Here is a 15,170-nt window from a genome sequence, read left to right on the forward strand (position 1 = left end):
CAGTGCGCTCGTCCCAAGATCATTGAGCCATGGGAGGGTGTCGCCGGGCCATGGAGGAGCCCCCCAGACCAGGGATGTGGAGAACCCACTGACCAGGGGTGAGGAGAACCCCACCACGGCGAGATGCCCCGGCCCGCGCCGCTTCCGGCACGGACCGAGGCATCCATGTGAAGGCCTGAACCGCCAGGCTCAGGAGAGCAGTTCGACCTCCGCCAGCGTCGAGGAGCCGCCCGGCACCAGCCGGTAGTGGCGGTACGTCCCCGGATGCGCGACCGTGAACACCCGCGTCTGCTGGTCCCAGGCGAAGGACTCACCGGAGCGCTTGTCCAGCTCCTTCCACCTGCGGCCGTCGGCGGAGCCCTGAAGGACCCAGCCGCGCGGCGCCTTCGCCCTGTCGGTGGACGACGTCAGCGTGTACTGCACCGCCTTCGTCCTCCCGGCAACCGGCAGTTCCACGGCCGACTCCGAAGTCGCCTCGGTGGCCGAGGTGTTGTCGAAGAGCGCGCCCTCACCCCTGAGGGCGTCCTTCCTCGGCGAGGGCACCTTGTCGTCCCGGGTGACCGACGTCGGCTGCGCGTTCTTCCCCGAGCCCCACGTGGACGGCCTCGGGCCCATGTCGAACTCCAGGACCCCGCCGCGCGCTATGAGGTCGTGCGGGAGCGCGGTCGACTTCCACACCTTGCCGTTGACCTTCAGGCCCTGGACGTAGACGTTCTCGGCGCTGTTCCTCGGCGCCTTGACGACCAGGTCGCGTCCGTTGTCCAGGTGCACGGTCATCTTCTTGAACTGCGGTGAGCCGATGGCGTATTCACCGCTGCCCATCACCAGCGGGTAGAAGCCGAGCGAGGAGAAGAGGTACCAGCCGGACTGCTCGCCGTTGTCCTCGTCGCCGTGGTAGCCCTGGCCGATCTCGCTGCCGGTGTAGAGGCGTGAGAGGACCTCGCGGACCTTCTCCTGCGTCTTCCACGGCTGCCCGGCCGCGTCGTACATGTACGCGGCGTGGTGGGCGACCTGGTTGGAGTGCCCGTACATGCCCATACGCACGTCACGCGCCTCCGTCATCTCGTGGATGACACCGCCGTAGGAGCCCGCGAACTCGGCGGAGCCGGTCTCGGGAGTCGCGAAGTACGTGTCGAGCTTGTCGCCGAGGCCCTTTCGGCCGCCGTACAGGTTCGCCAGACCGCGCGAGTCCTGCGGAGCCGTGAAGGCATACCCCCAGGCGTTCGTCTCGGTGTAGTCGTGACCCCACACGCGCGGGTCGAACTTGTCCGACGGGACACGCCAGTTGCCCTTGGCGTCCTTGCCCTGGAAGAACCCGGGGGGCGTGCCCGCCCCCGCCGCCTTGTCGTCGAAGAGGTGCACGTAGTCGCGGGCGCGGTTGAGGAAGTACGCGGACTCCTCCTTGTACCGCTTGTCACCCGTCTTCTTGTAGAGGGCCGCTCCCATGCGGGAGATGCCGTAGTCGTTGAGGTAACCCTCCAGCGCCCACGACAGGCCCTCGTGCGTCTCGCTGCTCGTGTACCCGAGGAACGGCGAGGTCTTCATACCCTTGCGGCCGACGCCCGAACTCGGCGGCACCACCGTCGCGTTCTTCAGCGCCGCCTCGTACGCGGCCTTCGTGTCGAACTTCACGTCCTTCACGTACGCGTCGGCGAACGCGACGTCGGAGGAGGTGCCCGTCATCAGGTCCGCGTACCCCGGCGACGACCAGCGCGAGGTCCAGCCGCCGTCCTTGTACTGCTGTACGAACCCGTCGACCAGCTCACCCGCCTTCTTCGGGGTGAGGAGGGAGTACGCGGGCCACGTCGTCCGATAGGTGTCCCAGAAACCGTTGTTGACGTACGGCTTGCCTTCGACGATCTTCGCGCCGGTGTGGGTCGGAGTGTCCGGCCCGGTCTGCGGCGAGAACGGGGAGGCGTACTTGTACGTGGCCTTGCCGTTCGCCGAACGCACCTTCTCGAAGCCCGAGTTGGGGTACAGGTACAGCCGGTAGAGCGAGGAGTACAGCGACGTCAGCCGGCCCTGGCTCGCGCCCTCCACCTCCACCTTGCCGAGGAGGGCGTCCCACTGCTTCTGCGCGCGGTCCTTCACCCGGTTGAAGGAGGTGCCCGCCGGGATCTCCTGGTCGAGATTGTCCTTCGCCTGGTCCACACTGATGAGGGAGGTGGCGAGCCGCAGCTGGACCGAGCGGTCCTTGCCCGCGTCGAAGCGGAGATAGCCGGTGACGTCCCCGCCACCGCCGCCGTCGAGCTTGCCGCCCGCGGTCACGGGCGAGTCGAAGGTCCCATAGACGAACAGGCGCGTGGCGCCCGTCGACAGGCCGGACTTGACGTCCGAGAACCCGGAGACGATCCCGCGCTCCTTGTCGAGGGTGAGGCCGCCCTTCTCCGAGACGTTGTCGAAGACGACGCTCGCGTCGTGACCGGGATAGGTGAACCTCATCATCGCGGCGTGGTCGGTCGGCGCCATCTCGGCTTTGAGGCCGTTCTCGAACGTCACGCCGTAGTAGTGCGGGCGCGCCGTCTCCTTCTCGTGCCGGAAGGGCAGCGCCCGCTTGGTCCGCGAGGCGCTCGGCGTGTCCTTGTCGACGGACGGCATCATCTGGAACGTCTGCCGGTCACCCATCCACGGGCTCGGCTCGTGGCTCGCGCTGAACGCCTGCATCGTCGGGAGGTTGCCGTCGTTGTTGCCGCGCGCGTAGTCGTAGAGCCAGCTCAGGGAGCCCGCGTTGGTCACCGGCGTCCAGAAGTTGAAGCCGTGCGGGACGGCCGTCGCCGGGAAGGTGTTGCCGCGCGAGAAGCCGCCGCTGGAGTTCGTGCCGCGCGTGGTGTCCGCGTAGTCGGACGGGTGCGCCCTGGGCTTCGGCGGCGCCTTCTCCGTCAAGGACACGTCGTCGAGCCAGCCGCGGAACTTCGCGGGGCCCTTCGGCGCGTCGTACGCCAGGAGTATCCGGTCGACGGTCTTGCCGCGCGCGGCCTGCCCGATGCGCGAGGTCACGTTGTTCCACTGGTTGACGTAGAGCACCTTGGCGGCGCCCTGGCCGCGCGGACTCAGCGGAAAACCGTGCTGGTCGGTGGCCCGGAGGTCACTCAGATAGGTGCCGTCGGTGAACGCCAGGTCCACGGCGACGTTCGTGGCCGCGTAGTCGAGGTCGCCCTCGGCCATCGACGGGAAGACGCGGTAGCCCAGCTCGGTGTCCGACCACACCGGGACGTCGACGTCGAAGACCTTGTTGTACGAGTATCCGCGGCCCGTCACCTTGTGGGTGCCCGCGTAGCGCAGCGCGTGCTTGCCCGTGAACCCGGCGCGCGACTTGGCGGTGGGGGAGCCGCTGGGCCCGCGGTCCACGAGACTGAGCATGTCCTCGGGCGCGGGACCCTCGGAACCTCCCACCGACAGCTGGACGTCGGCGAGCTGGAGGATGTCGGCGGCGCCGTTGTTCGCGGTGACGTCGAGGCGGAAGTGGGAGTACGCCGTGGCGCCGGCCCCGCCCGTGACGTCGTACTTCTTCGTCTTGTGCCGTCCGTCGAACGCCTCGCCCGCGCGCTCGTCGAGGACCTTCCAGTCCTTGCCGTCCGTGGAACCCTTCAGGGTCCAGTCCTTGGGGTCCCGCTCGGCGTGGTCGTTCGCGGAGGTCAGCGCGTACGTCACGACTTTGGCGGGGTCGTCCAGGTCGAACTCGACCCAGCCGTCCTTCGCGAACGTCAGCCATTTGCTCGTCGCCTCGCCGTCGACGAGGTTCTCCGCCACTTCACCCGAACCGGCGTTCTCCCCGCTGGCCCGGACCTCGGTGACGTGGTCCATCACGCTGCCGGGCAGACCGGAGCTGAACGCGCCGTTGACCCCCGAGGCCTTCTTCGTGCCGCCCGGACCCGTCTCGACGGTACTCACCCAGTCCGGCCGGGCGTCCCCTTCCTCGAACGAGGAGACGAACTCCCGTTCCTCGCGGGGCGCCTGCTCGGGCCCGGCGACGGCGGCCCCCTGTGCCGCCACGACGAGCGCCAGCGCCAGCGTGCCGATGGCCGCGGCCGAGCGGGGCCGTCCGGGCGCACCCGGACGGTGGTGTCTGTAACGAGGTCTGCGTGCCGTGTACGGCATCCCCGAGCCCCTCCTTGCGAGTTGGACAACGTTGTCACGATCGCTGCGCAAGGTCTAGTAGGGAGTCAAGTGGCGAGCGGTGTCAAGGCTGTTGTGGGAGCTGTCGTGGGAGGTGGCGATGAGTGGTCGCTCTGAAGGAGGTCACCGCCCTGCTTGCCGAGGCAGGTCTCCACTCTGCCTGCTGAAGCAAATCACTGGCCTGCCGACTCCACCGTCAGGGCACCGTTCGTGGTCGACAGATCCAAGCGGTGAGGCCGCCGCTGGTGGTGCGGGCCGTGATGTTCTGTGGGGTGGCCGTGCGGATCGTCACCTCGCCGTTCGTCGTCCGCGTGTCGATGCCGCCGCCCTTGGCATCCTCGACGTGGACGCCGCCGTTGCGTGAGCGCAGCTTCACCGGGCCCGTCGCGCCGTTCACCGCGATCTCGCCGTTGCTCGTGTGCGAGCCCGGCGGGGCGCAGATGCTGGTAAGAAGAACCTCACCGGCGCCATCAATATTTCCAAGGGGACCGCAAAGACGTCGCTGAGCAAGTGGGGGTTGGTGTCAGGGCGGCCACTGCACCCGTGGCCACAATGTCGACGCTTCGGTCGTCCGGGAACCCCGCCGTTGCCGCTGTCGAGACGGATCGAGGTTACTTTCCGGGACACCGTGGCGTCGTCCTCGAAGGTCTCCTGATCGAGGGCCGAGCACGCGGAGAGCCCGTCGGCGGTGAGAGCGGTCAGAGCTGCGACTTTACGCAGCGACGACAGCGCCGCCCACGGTGGGGACCCCCGCCCCCGCCCCTCCTGGATCGAAGGCACGGGGGCTGCCCGAGGATCAGGCGGTGACGCCGAGCCGCTCGCCCGTCCGCCGGACGAACGCACGGACAGCCGGCTCGCGCCGCCACGGGGGCAGGGCCGCGTGGAACTCGCGTACGTAGTCCGTGGCCCGGCTCGACCGGGCGTGGGCAAGGATCTCGACGGACCGGTTGCCGAGTTCGAGGCCGTGGTCGAGGTCGCGGGCCTGGAGGTGCGCGGTCCCGACGATCGGCAGGCGCATGCCGACGGACCAGGTGAACGCCCCGGTCGGCATCGCGGCGGCCCGCGCGTTCCAGCTGAGGGCAGCCCTGGGGTTCCTCAGGTCGCGGAAGACCTCGGCCGCGAACGCCGAGAGGCGAGCATGGTGGTGGTCGGCGGTGTCGTCGGCGGGAGTGACGAGCCATCGGGTGACGGGGGTGGTGAAGGCGGAGGCGGCGAAGCCGGATGAGACCCCGAGGGCCATCGACGGCTGCGGCACCCTCGCCCCGGCCACCTGGCGCGAGGCCGGCTGGATCTTCCGTGCCCTCGGGCGCCCCTGAGCCGCAATCAGGGAAAGTCCAAAAGAAACGCCGCGAAAGTCCACGCGCCCGCGAGGCGACCTGCGAGAGGTTTGACCAGGGATCTCCGCAGGTCTCAACTCGGAAAACTCCGGAGGAAACCTGTATTCGATCTTGCCCAGCCAACCGGGAGTGGACTATACCTGTCGGCATTCACGCAGCCGTTCGGCACCATCGCACGACCCCAGCTTCACACCACCGCGGTGCCGGGGAGGGTCCGGTTCACCGCCTGAGTCCTGTGAGAAGGCGAGGACTTGAGCATGGGATCCACCAGCGTCAACCGTCGTGATGTCATCAAGAGGGCGGCGGCCACCGGTCTGCTCGCGGTGCCCGCCGTGGGGGCGCTCAGCTCCTGCGCCAGCGGGGGCGGCGAGGAGAACAAGGCCGAGAAGGGCAAGAAGTCCAAGGAGAACCCGCTCGGGGTGAAGGAGGACGCGGCCCTCGCGGTCTACATCTTCAACGGCGGGTACGGCGACAAGTACGCCCAGTTCGTCACGGACATGTATGCCGAGAAGTATCCGAAGGCCGAGCCGAGCCAGAAGGCGACCGAGAAGATCGCCACCCAGGTGCAGCCGAAGATCGTACGCGGCAAGCCCACGGCGGACGTCGTCAACAACTCCGGCGCCGACCAGATGAACCCCGGCAAGCTGGTGCACAACAAGCAGGTCGCCGACCTGAGCGAGGTGCTCGACGCCCCCTCGTGGGACGACCCGGACGTCACCGTGCGCGAGACGCTGGTGCCGGTCGTGGAGCAGATGGGCCGCTTCGGCGGCAAGGAGTGCTACCAGCTGAACATCGCGCTGACGGTGTACGGCAACTGGCACTCCAGGAAGCTCCTGGAGGACGGCCTGGACTCGGCGTATCCGAAGACCTGGGACGACATGCTCGCGGTCTGCAAGAAGGCCAAGGCCAAGGGCATCCACGGCTGGAGCTATCCGGGCGGCCACCCGCGGTACATGTTCTTCAGCATGTACACGATGTTCGCCCAGCGCGGCGGACGCGAGGTCATCGAGGCGATGGACTACCTGGAGCCGGGCGCCTGGAAGCACGACGCGGTCAAGGACGTCTTCGAGGCCTGGGAGGAACTGGTCGCCAAGAAGTACGTGCTGACCGGCTTCGACGGCCAGCAGGCGCACACCGAGATGCAGACCGCCTGGACGAAGGAGGGCAAGTGTCTCTTCGTGCCCAACGGGTCCTGGGTGGAGAACGAGGCGAAGGACACCACCCCCGAGGACTTCCGGATGACCGTGGGGGCGACCCCGTCGCTGGACTCGGGCGACAAGATGCCGTTCGGCACGCTCTACGCCCCGGCCGGTGAGCCCTTCATCGTCCCCGCCAAGGCCAAGAACCGGCAGGGCGGCCTGGAGTGGCTGCGGATGATGTACAGCAAGGAGGCCGCGCTCAATCTCTTCAAGGAGATCGGCTCGATGCCCGTCGTCAAGGGCGCCATCGACGGCCAGAAGCTCCCCTCGGGTACGGCGAGCGCACAGGCGGCGATCAAGGCGGCCGGCGAGAACATCGTCATCCCCCAGTTCATGGACTGGTACAACGAACTGTTCCGCGAGGACTTCAACAACATGATCCACAAGTTCATGCAGGGCCAGATCGGCCCCAAGCAGGCGATGGACACCATGCAGAAGGCGAGCGAGCGGATCCTCAAGGACCCCGACGTCACCAAGGTCAAGAAGGCCTGAAGGACGTGACGACCGACACCCGGGTGGCCAAGCCCCCGCCTTCGAGGAAGCGGGCGGAGCCCGAAGCTCCGCCCAAACCGGCGAACGGCCTGCTGCTGTGCCTGGCGGTGCTGCTGCCTCCCGGCCTGACCCCGCGCCGGGTCCGCTACGACCGGCGCTACCGCACGCTCGACAAGTACCGCTTCATCGTGGGCTTCCTGGCCCTGCCGCTCGCGTTCTACGTGCTGTTCGTCATCTCGCCCTTCCTCCAGGCGATCTATTACTCCTTCACCGACTGGTCCGGCGGCCCGGTGGCGAACTTCGTCGGGTTCGACAACTACCGCAAGATGTGGAACGACGAGCGGTTCTGGGACTCACTGGAGGTCAGCGTCCTCCTGCTCGTCGTCGCCCCGCTCCTGACCCTCGTCCTCGGCATGTTCTTCGCCTACATGATCACCGCGGGCGGCCGGCACCGCAGGGGCCAGGCCATCGCGGGCGTCGTCGGATCGTCGTTCTACAAGGTCGTCTACTTCTTCCCGCAGGTCCTGTCCGTCGCCATCATCGCCGTGGTGTGGGGGCGCGTCTTCAACACCAACAGCGGTCTGATCAACGGGGGCCTTGACAAGGCCGGCGTGGACGGCCCGGCCTGGCTGGGCGGCGACCAGACGCTCGGCCTCCTCTCGCTGCTCATCGTGATCAGCTGGAGCTTCATCGGCTTCTACGTCGTCCTTTTCTCCGCCGCGATGGGCGCCATCCCCAAGGACATCTACGAGGCCGCGCTCCTGGACGGGGCGGGCCGCGCCCGTACGTTCTTCAGCGTCACGCTCCCGCTGATCTGGGACACCGTGCGCACCGGCTGGATCTACATGGGCATCCAGGCGCTCGACACCTTCGCGATCTGCCTCGTGATGGTGCCCTCGCACGTTCTGAAGGTCACCCCGGTCTTCCTCTACGAACGGTTCCGTGACGGCCAGTACGGCTACGCCACCTCCATCGGTGTCGTCCTCCTCGTCCTGAGCATGGCGTTCTCCGTGATCGTCATGCGGGCCGGGAACCGCGACCGGATCGAATACTGAGACCGGATCGAATACCGAGACCGCGGGAGCCACTCGCACATGACCACGACCAGCGCCGCCGCGCCCCGCCCCGAGACCGCCGCCGTGCCCCATGAGAAGGAGTCGGGCGCGACCCTCAACGTCTTCTCGCACGCCTTCCTCGTCCTGTGGGTCGTCCTCGCCGCCGGGCCCCTGATCTGGGTCGCCCTCACCGCGTTCCGCCCCTCGGCCGACATCCTCAGCGATCCGACGGGCTGGCCCACCTCCTTCCACTGGGAGAACTTCACCAACGCGTGGAACAAGGCCAACATCGGCCAGTACACCGTCAACTCGCTGATCATTCTGGCCGGTTCACTGACCGGCACCATGCTGCTCGGGTCGATGGCCGCCTACGTCCTCGCCCGCTTCACCTTCCCCGGCAACCGCCTCGTCTTCCTGCTCTTCGTGGGCGGTATGACGTTCCCCGTCATCCTCGCGCTCGTCCCGCTCTTCGCCGTCATGGAGAACTTCGGGCTCCTCGACACCCGGCCGGGCCTGATGATCGCCTACATCGCGTACTCACTGCCCTTCACCACCTTCTTCCTGACCTCCTTCTTCCGCACGCTGCCGACCGGCGTGCAGGAGGCGGCGATGGTCGACGGTGCCTCGCACACCCGTACGTTCTTCCAGATCATGATGCCGATGGCCAAGCCCGGCCTGGTCAGCATCGGCATCTTCAACTTCCTCGGCCAGTGGAACCAGTACCTGCTTCCGCTGCTGCTCAACAACGAGGACGAGAAGACCTACGTACTGCCTCAGGGCCTCGCCTCGCTGGCCGTCTCCCAGGGCTACCGCGGCGACTGGGGAGCGCTCTTCGCGGGTCTGACGATCGCGATGCTGCCGGTGCTCGTCGTCTACGCCGTCTTCCAGCGACAGGTACAGGCCGGTCTGACCGCCGGTGCCCTCAAGTGACCTGGTGGGGCAGGTGATTTCAGCTTGGCCACGAAAGTGGTCTAGGCCTGTCGAGGCAGAAGTGGGCGTGCGTATTCTCGGCGCCACGGCGCCGCGGGGGTGCGACTGTACGCGCTCAAGTCGACACCGATGTCGAAGGGTTGGACAGCATGAGGAATCGAATGGTCGCCACCGGTGCGGCAACGCTCTGCATGACACTGGGACTTACCGCCTGCGGCGGGGACGGCGACAGCGGCGACAGCAAGACGATCAAGCTCGTCGCCGCCGACTACGGCGACAAGGCCTCCAATGCCTCCAAGGTGTACTGGAACCAGGTCAAGAAGGAATTCGAGAAGGCCAACAAGGGCTACGAGGTCGACGTCCAGGTCATCAACTGGAACGAGATCGACAAGTCCGTCAAGAACATGATCCAGGCGGGCGACGAGCCCGATCTCCTCCAGACCGGCGGTTACGCCGACAAGGTCGCCGACGACCTCCTCTACAAGGCGGACGAGGTGATGTCGGCCAAGACCCGCGAGAACCTCATCCCCACCTTCGCCAAGGCCGGCGAGGTCGACGGCACCCAGTACGGCATCCCGTGGGTCTCCTCAAGCCGCGTGATGTTCTACAACAAGGACGTCTTCAAGAAGGCCGGCGTGAAGACCCCGCCGAAGACCTGGGACGAACTCGCCGCGGCCGCGAAGAAGATCAAGGACAAGAAGGCCGCCGAGACCCCGTACGCCCTGCCGCTCGGCCCCGAGGAGGCCCAGGGCGAGACGATGATGTGGGAGCTGGGCAACGGCGGCGGGTACACCGACGCGAGTGGCAAGTACACCCTCGACAGCGCCGAGAACGTCGAGACGTTCGAGTGGCTCAAGGCCAACCTGGTCAAGCCCGGCCTCACCTACGCCAACCCCGCCTCCACCGACCGCAAGACGGCCTTCGCCGACTTCGCGGGCGGCAAGGTCGGCATGCTCAACGGCCACCCGAGCCTCATCCAGATGGCCAAGGGCGGCAACGTCGACTACGGCGTGGTCCCCATCCCCGGCAAGGACGGCCCGCTGGAGAGCACCCTCGGCGTGGCCGACTGGATGATGGCGTTCAAGGACGGCGGCGCCGAGAAGGCGGGCGTGAAGAAGTTCCTGGACTTCACGTACTCCAAGAAGATGCTGGAGTTCGACGAGATGTACAACCTCATGCCTGTCACCCAGGACGCCCTGAAGACCATGCGGAGCAACGGCAAGCACAAGGACCTGGAGCCGTTCTTCAAGGTGCTGCCGAGCGCGAAGTTCTATCCGCTGGGCGACACCTCCTGGGACCTCGTCTCCGCCGAGATCAAGAAGACCGGTGGCAAGGCCGTCGTCGACGACCCGAAGCAGGTGCTCGGCGACCTCCAGAAGAAGGCGGAGTCGGCGGCGGCCGACGCCAAGTAGCCCCCGGCATCCCCCAGGCACCCCCGTCAACCCAGTTCGCAAGGAGTCCTTGTGTCACTGAAGGCCCCTCCGTCCCCTGCCGACGCAGGCCGGGGACGGGGCGGGCGCGCGGCAAGGCCGGTGAGCCGCCGCAGCGGCATCGCCCGGCTCGGCCCGCTGCCCTGGATAGCGCCCGTCATCCTGCTGATCCTCGCCGTGGTCGTCTGGCCCGTCATCGAGCTGATCCGCACCTCGTTCCTCAACATCTCCATCGCCGGCAAGGTGCGCGGCAGCGCCGGGACCGACAAGTTCAAGAAGCTCTTCGAGGAGAGCGACTTCGGGGCGGTCCTGACGTGGACGGTGATCTGGACGCTCGTCGTCGTCACCGTCACGATGCTGCTCTCCCTCGCCCTCGCGCAGCTCTTCGACCAGAAGTTCCCGGGCCGGCGCGTCACCCGCTGGGCACTCATCGCCCCCTGGGCGGCGTCCGTCCTGATGACCGCCATCGGCTTCAAGTGGATGCTCAACCAGACCGCGGGCGTCCTCAACACGCTGATGCTCGACCTCGGCCTCATCGACAGCTCCAAGGACTGGCTCGGCCGGCCGGAGACCGCCTGGCCCTGGATGATGGCCGTCGCCGTCTTCGTCTCCCTGCCCTTCACCACGTACACGCTCCTGGCGGGCCTCCAGACCATCCCGCGGGACGTCTACGAGGCCTCGCGGATCGACGGGGCGGGGCCCTGGCAGACGTACCGCCACATCACGCTCCCGATGCTGCGGCCCGCCTTCCTCGTCGGCGTGGTCATCAACCTCATCAACGTCTTCAACTCCTTCCCGATCATCTGGGCCATGACCCAGGGCGGTCCGGGCTACGACACCTCCACGTCGATGGTGTTCATGTACAAGCTGAAGGAGACCGACATCGGTGAGTCCGCGGCCATGTCGGTCGTCAACTTCCTGATGGTCGTGGTGCTCGTGCTGATCTTCCTGAAGGTCAGCCGGTGGAACGAGGAGGACTGATGGCCACCGCGACGGCGACCCGTCCCGCGCCGAAGAAGGGCCGCACACCCAGGGGCCGCGCACCCAAGCGCTCCCTCCGGCCCCGCACCCTGGTCATCACCGCCTGCGCCTGGCTCCTCGCGGCGGTCTTCCTCGCGCCGTACCTGGAGATGATCGTCACCGCGCTGCGCCCGAAGGAGGAGCTGAGGGACCGCACGTATCTGCCCCAGAACCTGGAGTGGGCGAACTTCATCGACGTATGGAAGGAGTCCGAGCTGGGCCAGAACCTCCAGGTCACCCTGCTCGTGGCAGGCGGCGCCACGCTCCTGGTCCTCCTCGTCTCACTCCCGGCCGCCTACTACACGGCCCGCATGCGCTACCGCGGACGCAAGCTCTTCCTGCTCCTCGTCCTCGTCACCCAGATGTTCCAGCCGACGGCCCTGCTGGTCGGCCTCTACCGCGAGTTCCACCAGCTGGACATGCTGAACTCCGTCTGGACGCTGATCCTCACCAACGCGGCGTTCAACCTCGCCTTCGCCGTGTGGATCCTGACGGCCTACATCAGCTCGATCCCACCCGAGCTGGAGGAGGCCGCCATGGTCGACGGCACCAGCCGTTTCGGCGCGATGATCAAGGTGACGCTGCCGCTCGCGCTCCCCGGCGTGGTCACTGCGGTGATCTTCACCTTCATCACCTCCTGGAACGAGTTCGTGATGGGCCTGACGCTCACCACCGAGCCGGACAAGCAGCCGCTCACGGTGGGCATCAGCAACTTCATCGGCAACTACACGGTCCAGTGGAACTACCTCTTCGCCGCGTCCGTGGTCGCGATCGTGCCGGTCATCGTGCTCTTCGCCTTCATCGAGCGGCATGTGGTGTCGGGGCTCACGGCGGGGTCCGTGAAGTAGCGGCCGGCGCCGAGGCGGGCCGGGGCCCGGCGGGGGAGCGGAATGCCTCCCGCCGGGCCCTGGCCCGTTCCGTGTCCGTTCCCCTGTTTTTCCGTCAAGGACTTGACTGCGCCAACCCCTTCATCGGAGCTTGGAGTTCACAACTTGTACGGGCGGCCCTGGTGCCGTACGTCATACGGCAAAGGTGGAAGAGTCAATGGAGACTCCGGGGTCGCAGTCCTCTCTGCACCGGGCCAATCTGGAGCGGGTCGTACGCGCCGTACGCCTGGCCGGGTCGCTCACGCAAGCGGAGATCGCGAGGACGACGGGCCTGTCGGCGGCGACGGTCTCCAACATCGTGCGAGAGCTGAAGGACGCCGGAACGGTCGAGGTCACGCCCACCTCGGCGGGCGGCAGGCGGGCCCGCAGCGTCTCCCTCAGCGGCGACGCGGGCATCGTCATCGGCGTCGACTTCGGACACACCCACCTGCGCGTGGCGGTCGGCAACCTCGCCCACCAGGTGCTCGCCGAGGAGGCGGAGCCGCTGGACGTCGACGCGTCCGCCGCGCAGGGCTTCGACCGGGCCGAACAGCTGGTCAGCAGGCTGATCGCGGCCACCGGCGTGGACCGTACGAAGATCACGGGCGTGGGGCTCGGCGTGCCGGGGCCCATCGACGTGGAGTCCGGGACGCTCGGCTCCACCTCGATCCTGCCGGGCTGGGCCGGCACCAAACCCGCCGAGGAGCTGGGCGCCCGGCTCGGCGTGCCGGTGCACGTGGACAACGACGCCAACCTCGGCGCGCTCGGCGAGCTGGTCTGGGGGAGCGGCCGCGGGGTCAGGGACCTCGCGTACATCAAGGTCGCGAGCGGTGTCGGCGCGGGGCTCGTGATCAGCGGGCGGATCTACCGGGGGCCCGGCGGCACGGCGGGGGAGATCGGCCACATCACCCTCGACGAGTCGGGCCCGGTCTGCCGCTGCGGCAACCGCGGCTGCCTGGAGACCTTCACGGCCGCCCGTTATGTCCTGCCGCTGCTCCAGTCGAGCCACGGCACGGATCTGACCATGGAGCGTGTGGTGGGCCTCGCGCGGGAGGGCGACCCGGGGTGCCGGCGCGTGATCGCCGACGTCGGGCGGCACATCGGCAGCGGCGTGGCGAACCTCTGCAACCTCCTCAACCCCTCCCGGGTCGTCCTCGGCGGTGACCTCGCGGAGGCCGGTGAGCTGGTGCTCGGCCCGATCAGGGAGTCCGTCGGGCGGTACGCGATCCCGAGCGCGGCACGGCAACTGACCGTGCTTCCGGGGGCACTTGGCGGCCGCGCCGAGGTGCTCGGCGCGCTGGCCCTCGCGCTCAGCGAGATGGGTGATTCAACCCTTTTGGATGGAACGCTCCCCGCAGATACTCCCGCCTTCACTTAGATAACGCATGGCACCGTTGTCATCTCGTTAAGGATTTACTCCTTGACGCTGGTGTGGCGGCCGAGTTGACTTCGAGCCACCTCGGCCGCAACGACGCGGCCTCGTCAGGGAGGCACCCCACCATGAACGCAATGACGCGTCGCGTCGTCATAGGCACGGCCGCGGTTTCGATGGCACTGGCCATGACCGCGTGCGGCAAGGCCGGAGACGGCGAGGACAAGGGCAGCGGCGGCGACGACAAGACCATCGGTCTGCTGCTCCCCGAGAACAAGACGACCCGGTACGAGACCTTCGACCGCCCCATCATGGAGGCGAAGATCAAGGCACTCTGCTCGGACTGCGAGATCAAGTACAACAACGCCGCTCAGGACATCGAGAACCAGAAGAAGCAGTTCGACGCGCTGATCACCCAGGGCGTCAAGGTGATCATTCTGGACGCGGTCGACTACAAGTCGACGAAGTCCTGGGTCGAGCGGGCCGACAAGCAGGGCGTGAAGGTCGTCGCGTACGACCGTCTCGCCGAGGGCCCCCTCGCGGCCTACGTCTCGTACGACAACGAGAAGATCGGCCGCCTCCAGGGCGGGGCCATGGTCAAGGCGCTCGGCGCCAAGGCCAAGGACGCCAACGTGGTCATGATCAACGGCTCGCCGACCGACCCGAACGCCCCCTTCTTCAAGAAGGGCGCCCACTCGGTGCTCGACAAGAAGGTCAAGAAGATCGCGTACGAGCAGGACATCCCGGACTGGTCGCCCGACGAGGCGAACAAGAAGATGTCCTCCGCGATCGACAAGCTCGGCAAGGACGGCATCCAGGGCGTCTACGCCGCCAACGACGGCATGGCGGGCGGCGTGATCACCGCGCTGAAGCAGCGCGGCATCAAGGTCCCGGTGGGTGGCCAGGACGCCGAGCTGGCGGGCGTGCAGCGCCTGCTGAGCGGCGACCAGGACTACACGATCTACAAGGAGATCAAGCCGGAGGCCGAGACCACCGCCGAGATCGCCGTGGCCCTGCTCAAGGGCAAGGCCGTCGACGCCCTGACCGACCGCAAGGTCGACTCGCTCAGCGGCGACTTCAAGGGGATCCCCGCCAAGCTGTACGACGCGCAGGCGATCACCAAGGACGAGGTCGCCGAGACGATCGTCAAGGACAAGGTCTACAAGGTCAGCGAGATCTGCACCGCCCAGTACAAGAAGGCGTGCGACGCGGCGGGCATCAAGTAACTCCCGCGACTGCCGCGGACGGCTACGCCGTTCGCACCCCCCGGGCTCCGTGGGGCGTTCGTGAGAGCGCTCCACGGGCCGCTGCCCTGCTCTCGCTGTACCACCATCCCCGCCGGTCAGGCGGCGA

The 15,170-nt window shown here is 67.5% G+C and carries 11 protein-coding genes; 8 read left to right on the forward strand and 3 right to left on the reverse strand.

What is annotated here, in order from left to right; genetic code table 11:
- Positions 1-189: 189 nt before the first annotated feature.
- The 3 genes from CP975_RS27815 to CP975_RS27825 form a co-directional block, all read right to left on the reverse strand.
- Positions 190-4,098, reverse strand: coding sequence for a GH92 family glycosyl hydrolase (locus CP975_RS27815; RefSeq protein WP_150477469.1), 3,909 nt, complete (start codon positions 4,096-4,098; stop codon positions 190-192).
- Between the two features lie 214 nt (positions 4,099-4,312).
- The gene (locus CP975_RS27820; protein WP_342788022.1) at positions 4,313-4,591 is read right to left on the reverse strand and encodes a DUF4097 family beta strand repeat-containing protein; all 279 of its coding nucleotides are present in this window, start codon (positions 4,589-4,591) and stop codon (positions 4,313-4,315) included.
- Positions 4,592-4,912: 321 nt separating this feature from the next.
- Positions 4,913-5,356 (reverse strand): hypothetical protein, encoded by a 444-nt coding sequence (locus CP975_RS27825; RefSeq protein ID WP_055532224.1) that lies wholly within the window; start codon positions 5,354-5,356, stop codon positions 4,913-4,915.
- 354 nt (positions 5,357-5,710) lie between these two features.
- On the opposite strand from CP975_RS27825, the gene ngcE reads away from it, so the two are divergent.
- The 8 genes from ngcE to CP975_RS27865 all read left to right on the forward strand — a co-directional run bounded on the left by ngcE (position 5,711) and on the right by CP975_RS27865 (position 15,043).
- A complete protein-coding gene (ngcE, locus tag CP975_RS27830) occupies positions 5,711-7,144 on the forward strand; it encodes an N-acetylglucosamine/diacetylchitobiose ABC transporter substrate-binding protein (protein WP_055532222.1) in 1,434 nt (477 codons plus the stop codon).
- A 125-nt stretch (positions 7,145-7,269) separates the two neighbouring features.
- Positions 7,270-8,199: a carbohydrate ABC transporter permease gene (locus CP975_RS27835; RefSeq protein ID WP_246201832.1), complete on the forward strand. Its 930-nt coding sequence runs from the start codon at positions 7,270-7,272 to the stop codon at positions 8,197-8,199.
- A gap of 39 nt (positions 8,200-8,238) precedes the next feature.
- Entirely contained in the window at positions 8,239-9,129 is an 891-nt protein-coding gene (locus CP975_RS27840) for a carbohydrate ABC transporter permease (protein ID WP_055532220.1), read from the forward strand.
- 191 nt (positions 9,130-9,320) lie between these two features.
- Positions 9,321-10,541, forward strand: a complete 1,221-nt coding sequence (locus CP975_RS27845) for an extracellular solute-binding protein (protein WP_055532233.1) — start codon at positions 9,321-9,323, stop codon at positions 10,539-10,541.
- Positions 10,542-10,592: 51 nt separating this feature from the next.
- Positions 10,593-11,540 carry a carbohydrate ABC transporter permease gene (locus CP975_RS27850; protein ID WP_199783069.1) on the forward strand — a complete coding sequence of 316 codons (948 nt, stop codon included), beginning with the start codon at positions 10,593-10,595 and terminating at the stop codon, positions 11,538-11,540.
- Positions 11,540-12,427 carry a carbohydrate ABC transporter permease gene (locus CP975_RS27855; RefSeq protein ID WP_055532218.1) on the forward strand — a complete coding sequence of 296 codons (888 nt, stop codon included), beginning with the start codon at positions 11,540-11,542 and terminating at the stop codon, positions 12,425-12,427. Before CP975_RS27850 ends, CP975_RS27855 begins: the two co-directional genes overlap by 1 nt.
- Positions 12,428-12,623: 196 nt before the next feature.
- The gene (locus tag CP975_RS27860) at positions 12,624-13,823 is read left to right on the forward strand and encodes an ROK family transcriptional regulator (protein WP_055532216.1); all 1,200 of its coding nucleotides are present in this window, start codon (positions 12,624-12,626) and stop codon (positions 13,821-13,823) included.
- Between the two features lie 122 nt (positions 13,824-13,945).
- Positions 13,946-15,043 (forward strand): sugar ABC transporter substrate-binding protein, encoded by a 1,098-nt coding sequence (locus CP975_RS27865; RefSeq protein ID WP_055532214.1) that lies wholly within the window; start codon positions 13,946-13,948, stop codon positions 15,041-15,043.
- The last annotated feature ends 127 nt before the right edge of the window (positions 15,044-15,170 follow it).

Origin of the sequence: Streptomyces alboniger, from assembly GCF_008704395.1 — a bacterium.
Classification (GTDB): Bacteria; Actinomycetota; Actinomycetes; order Streptomycetales; family Streptomycetaceae; genus Streptomyces; species Streptomyces alboniger.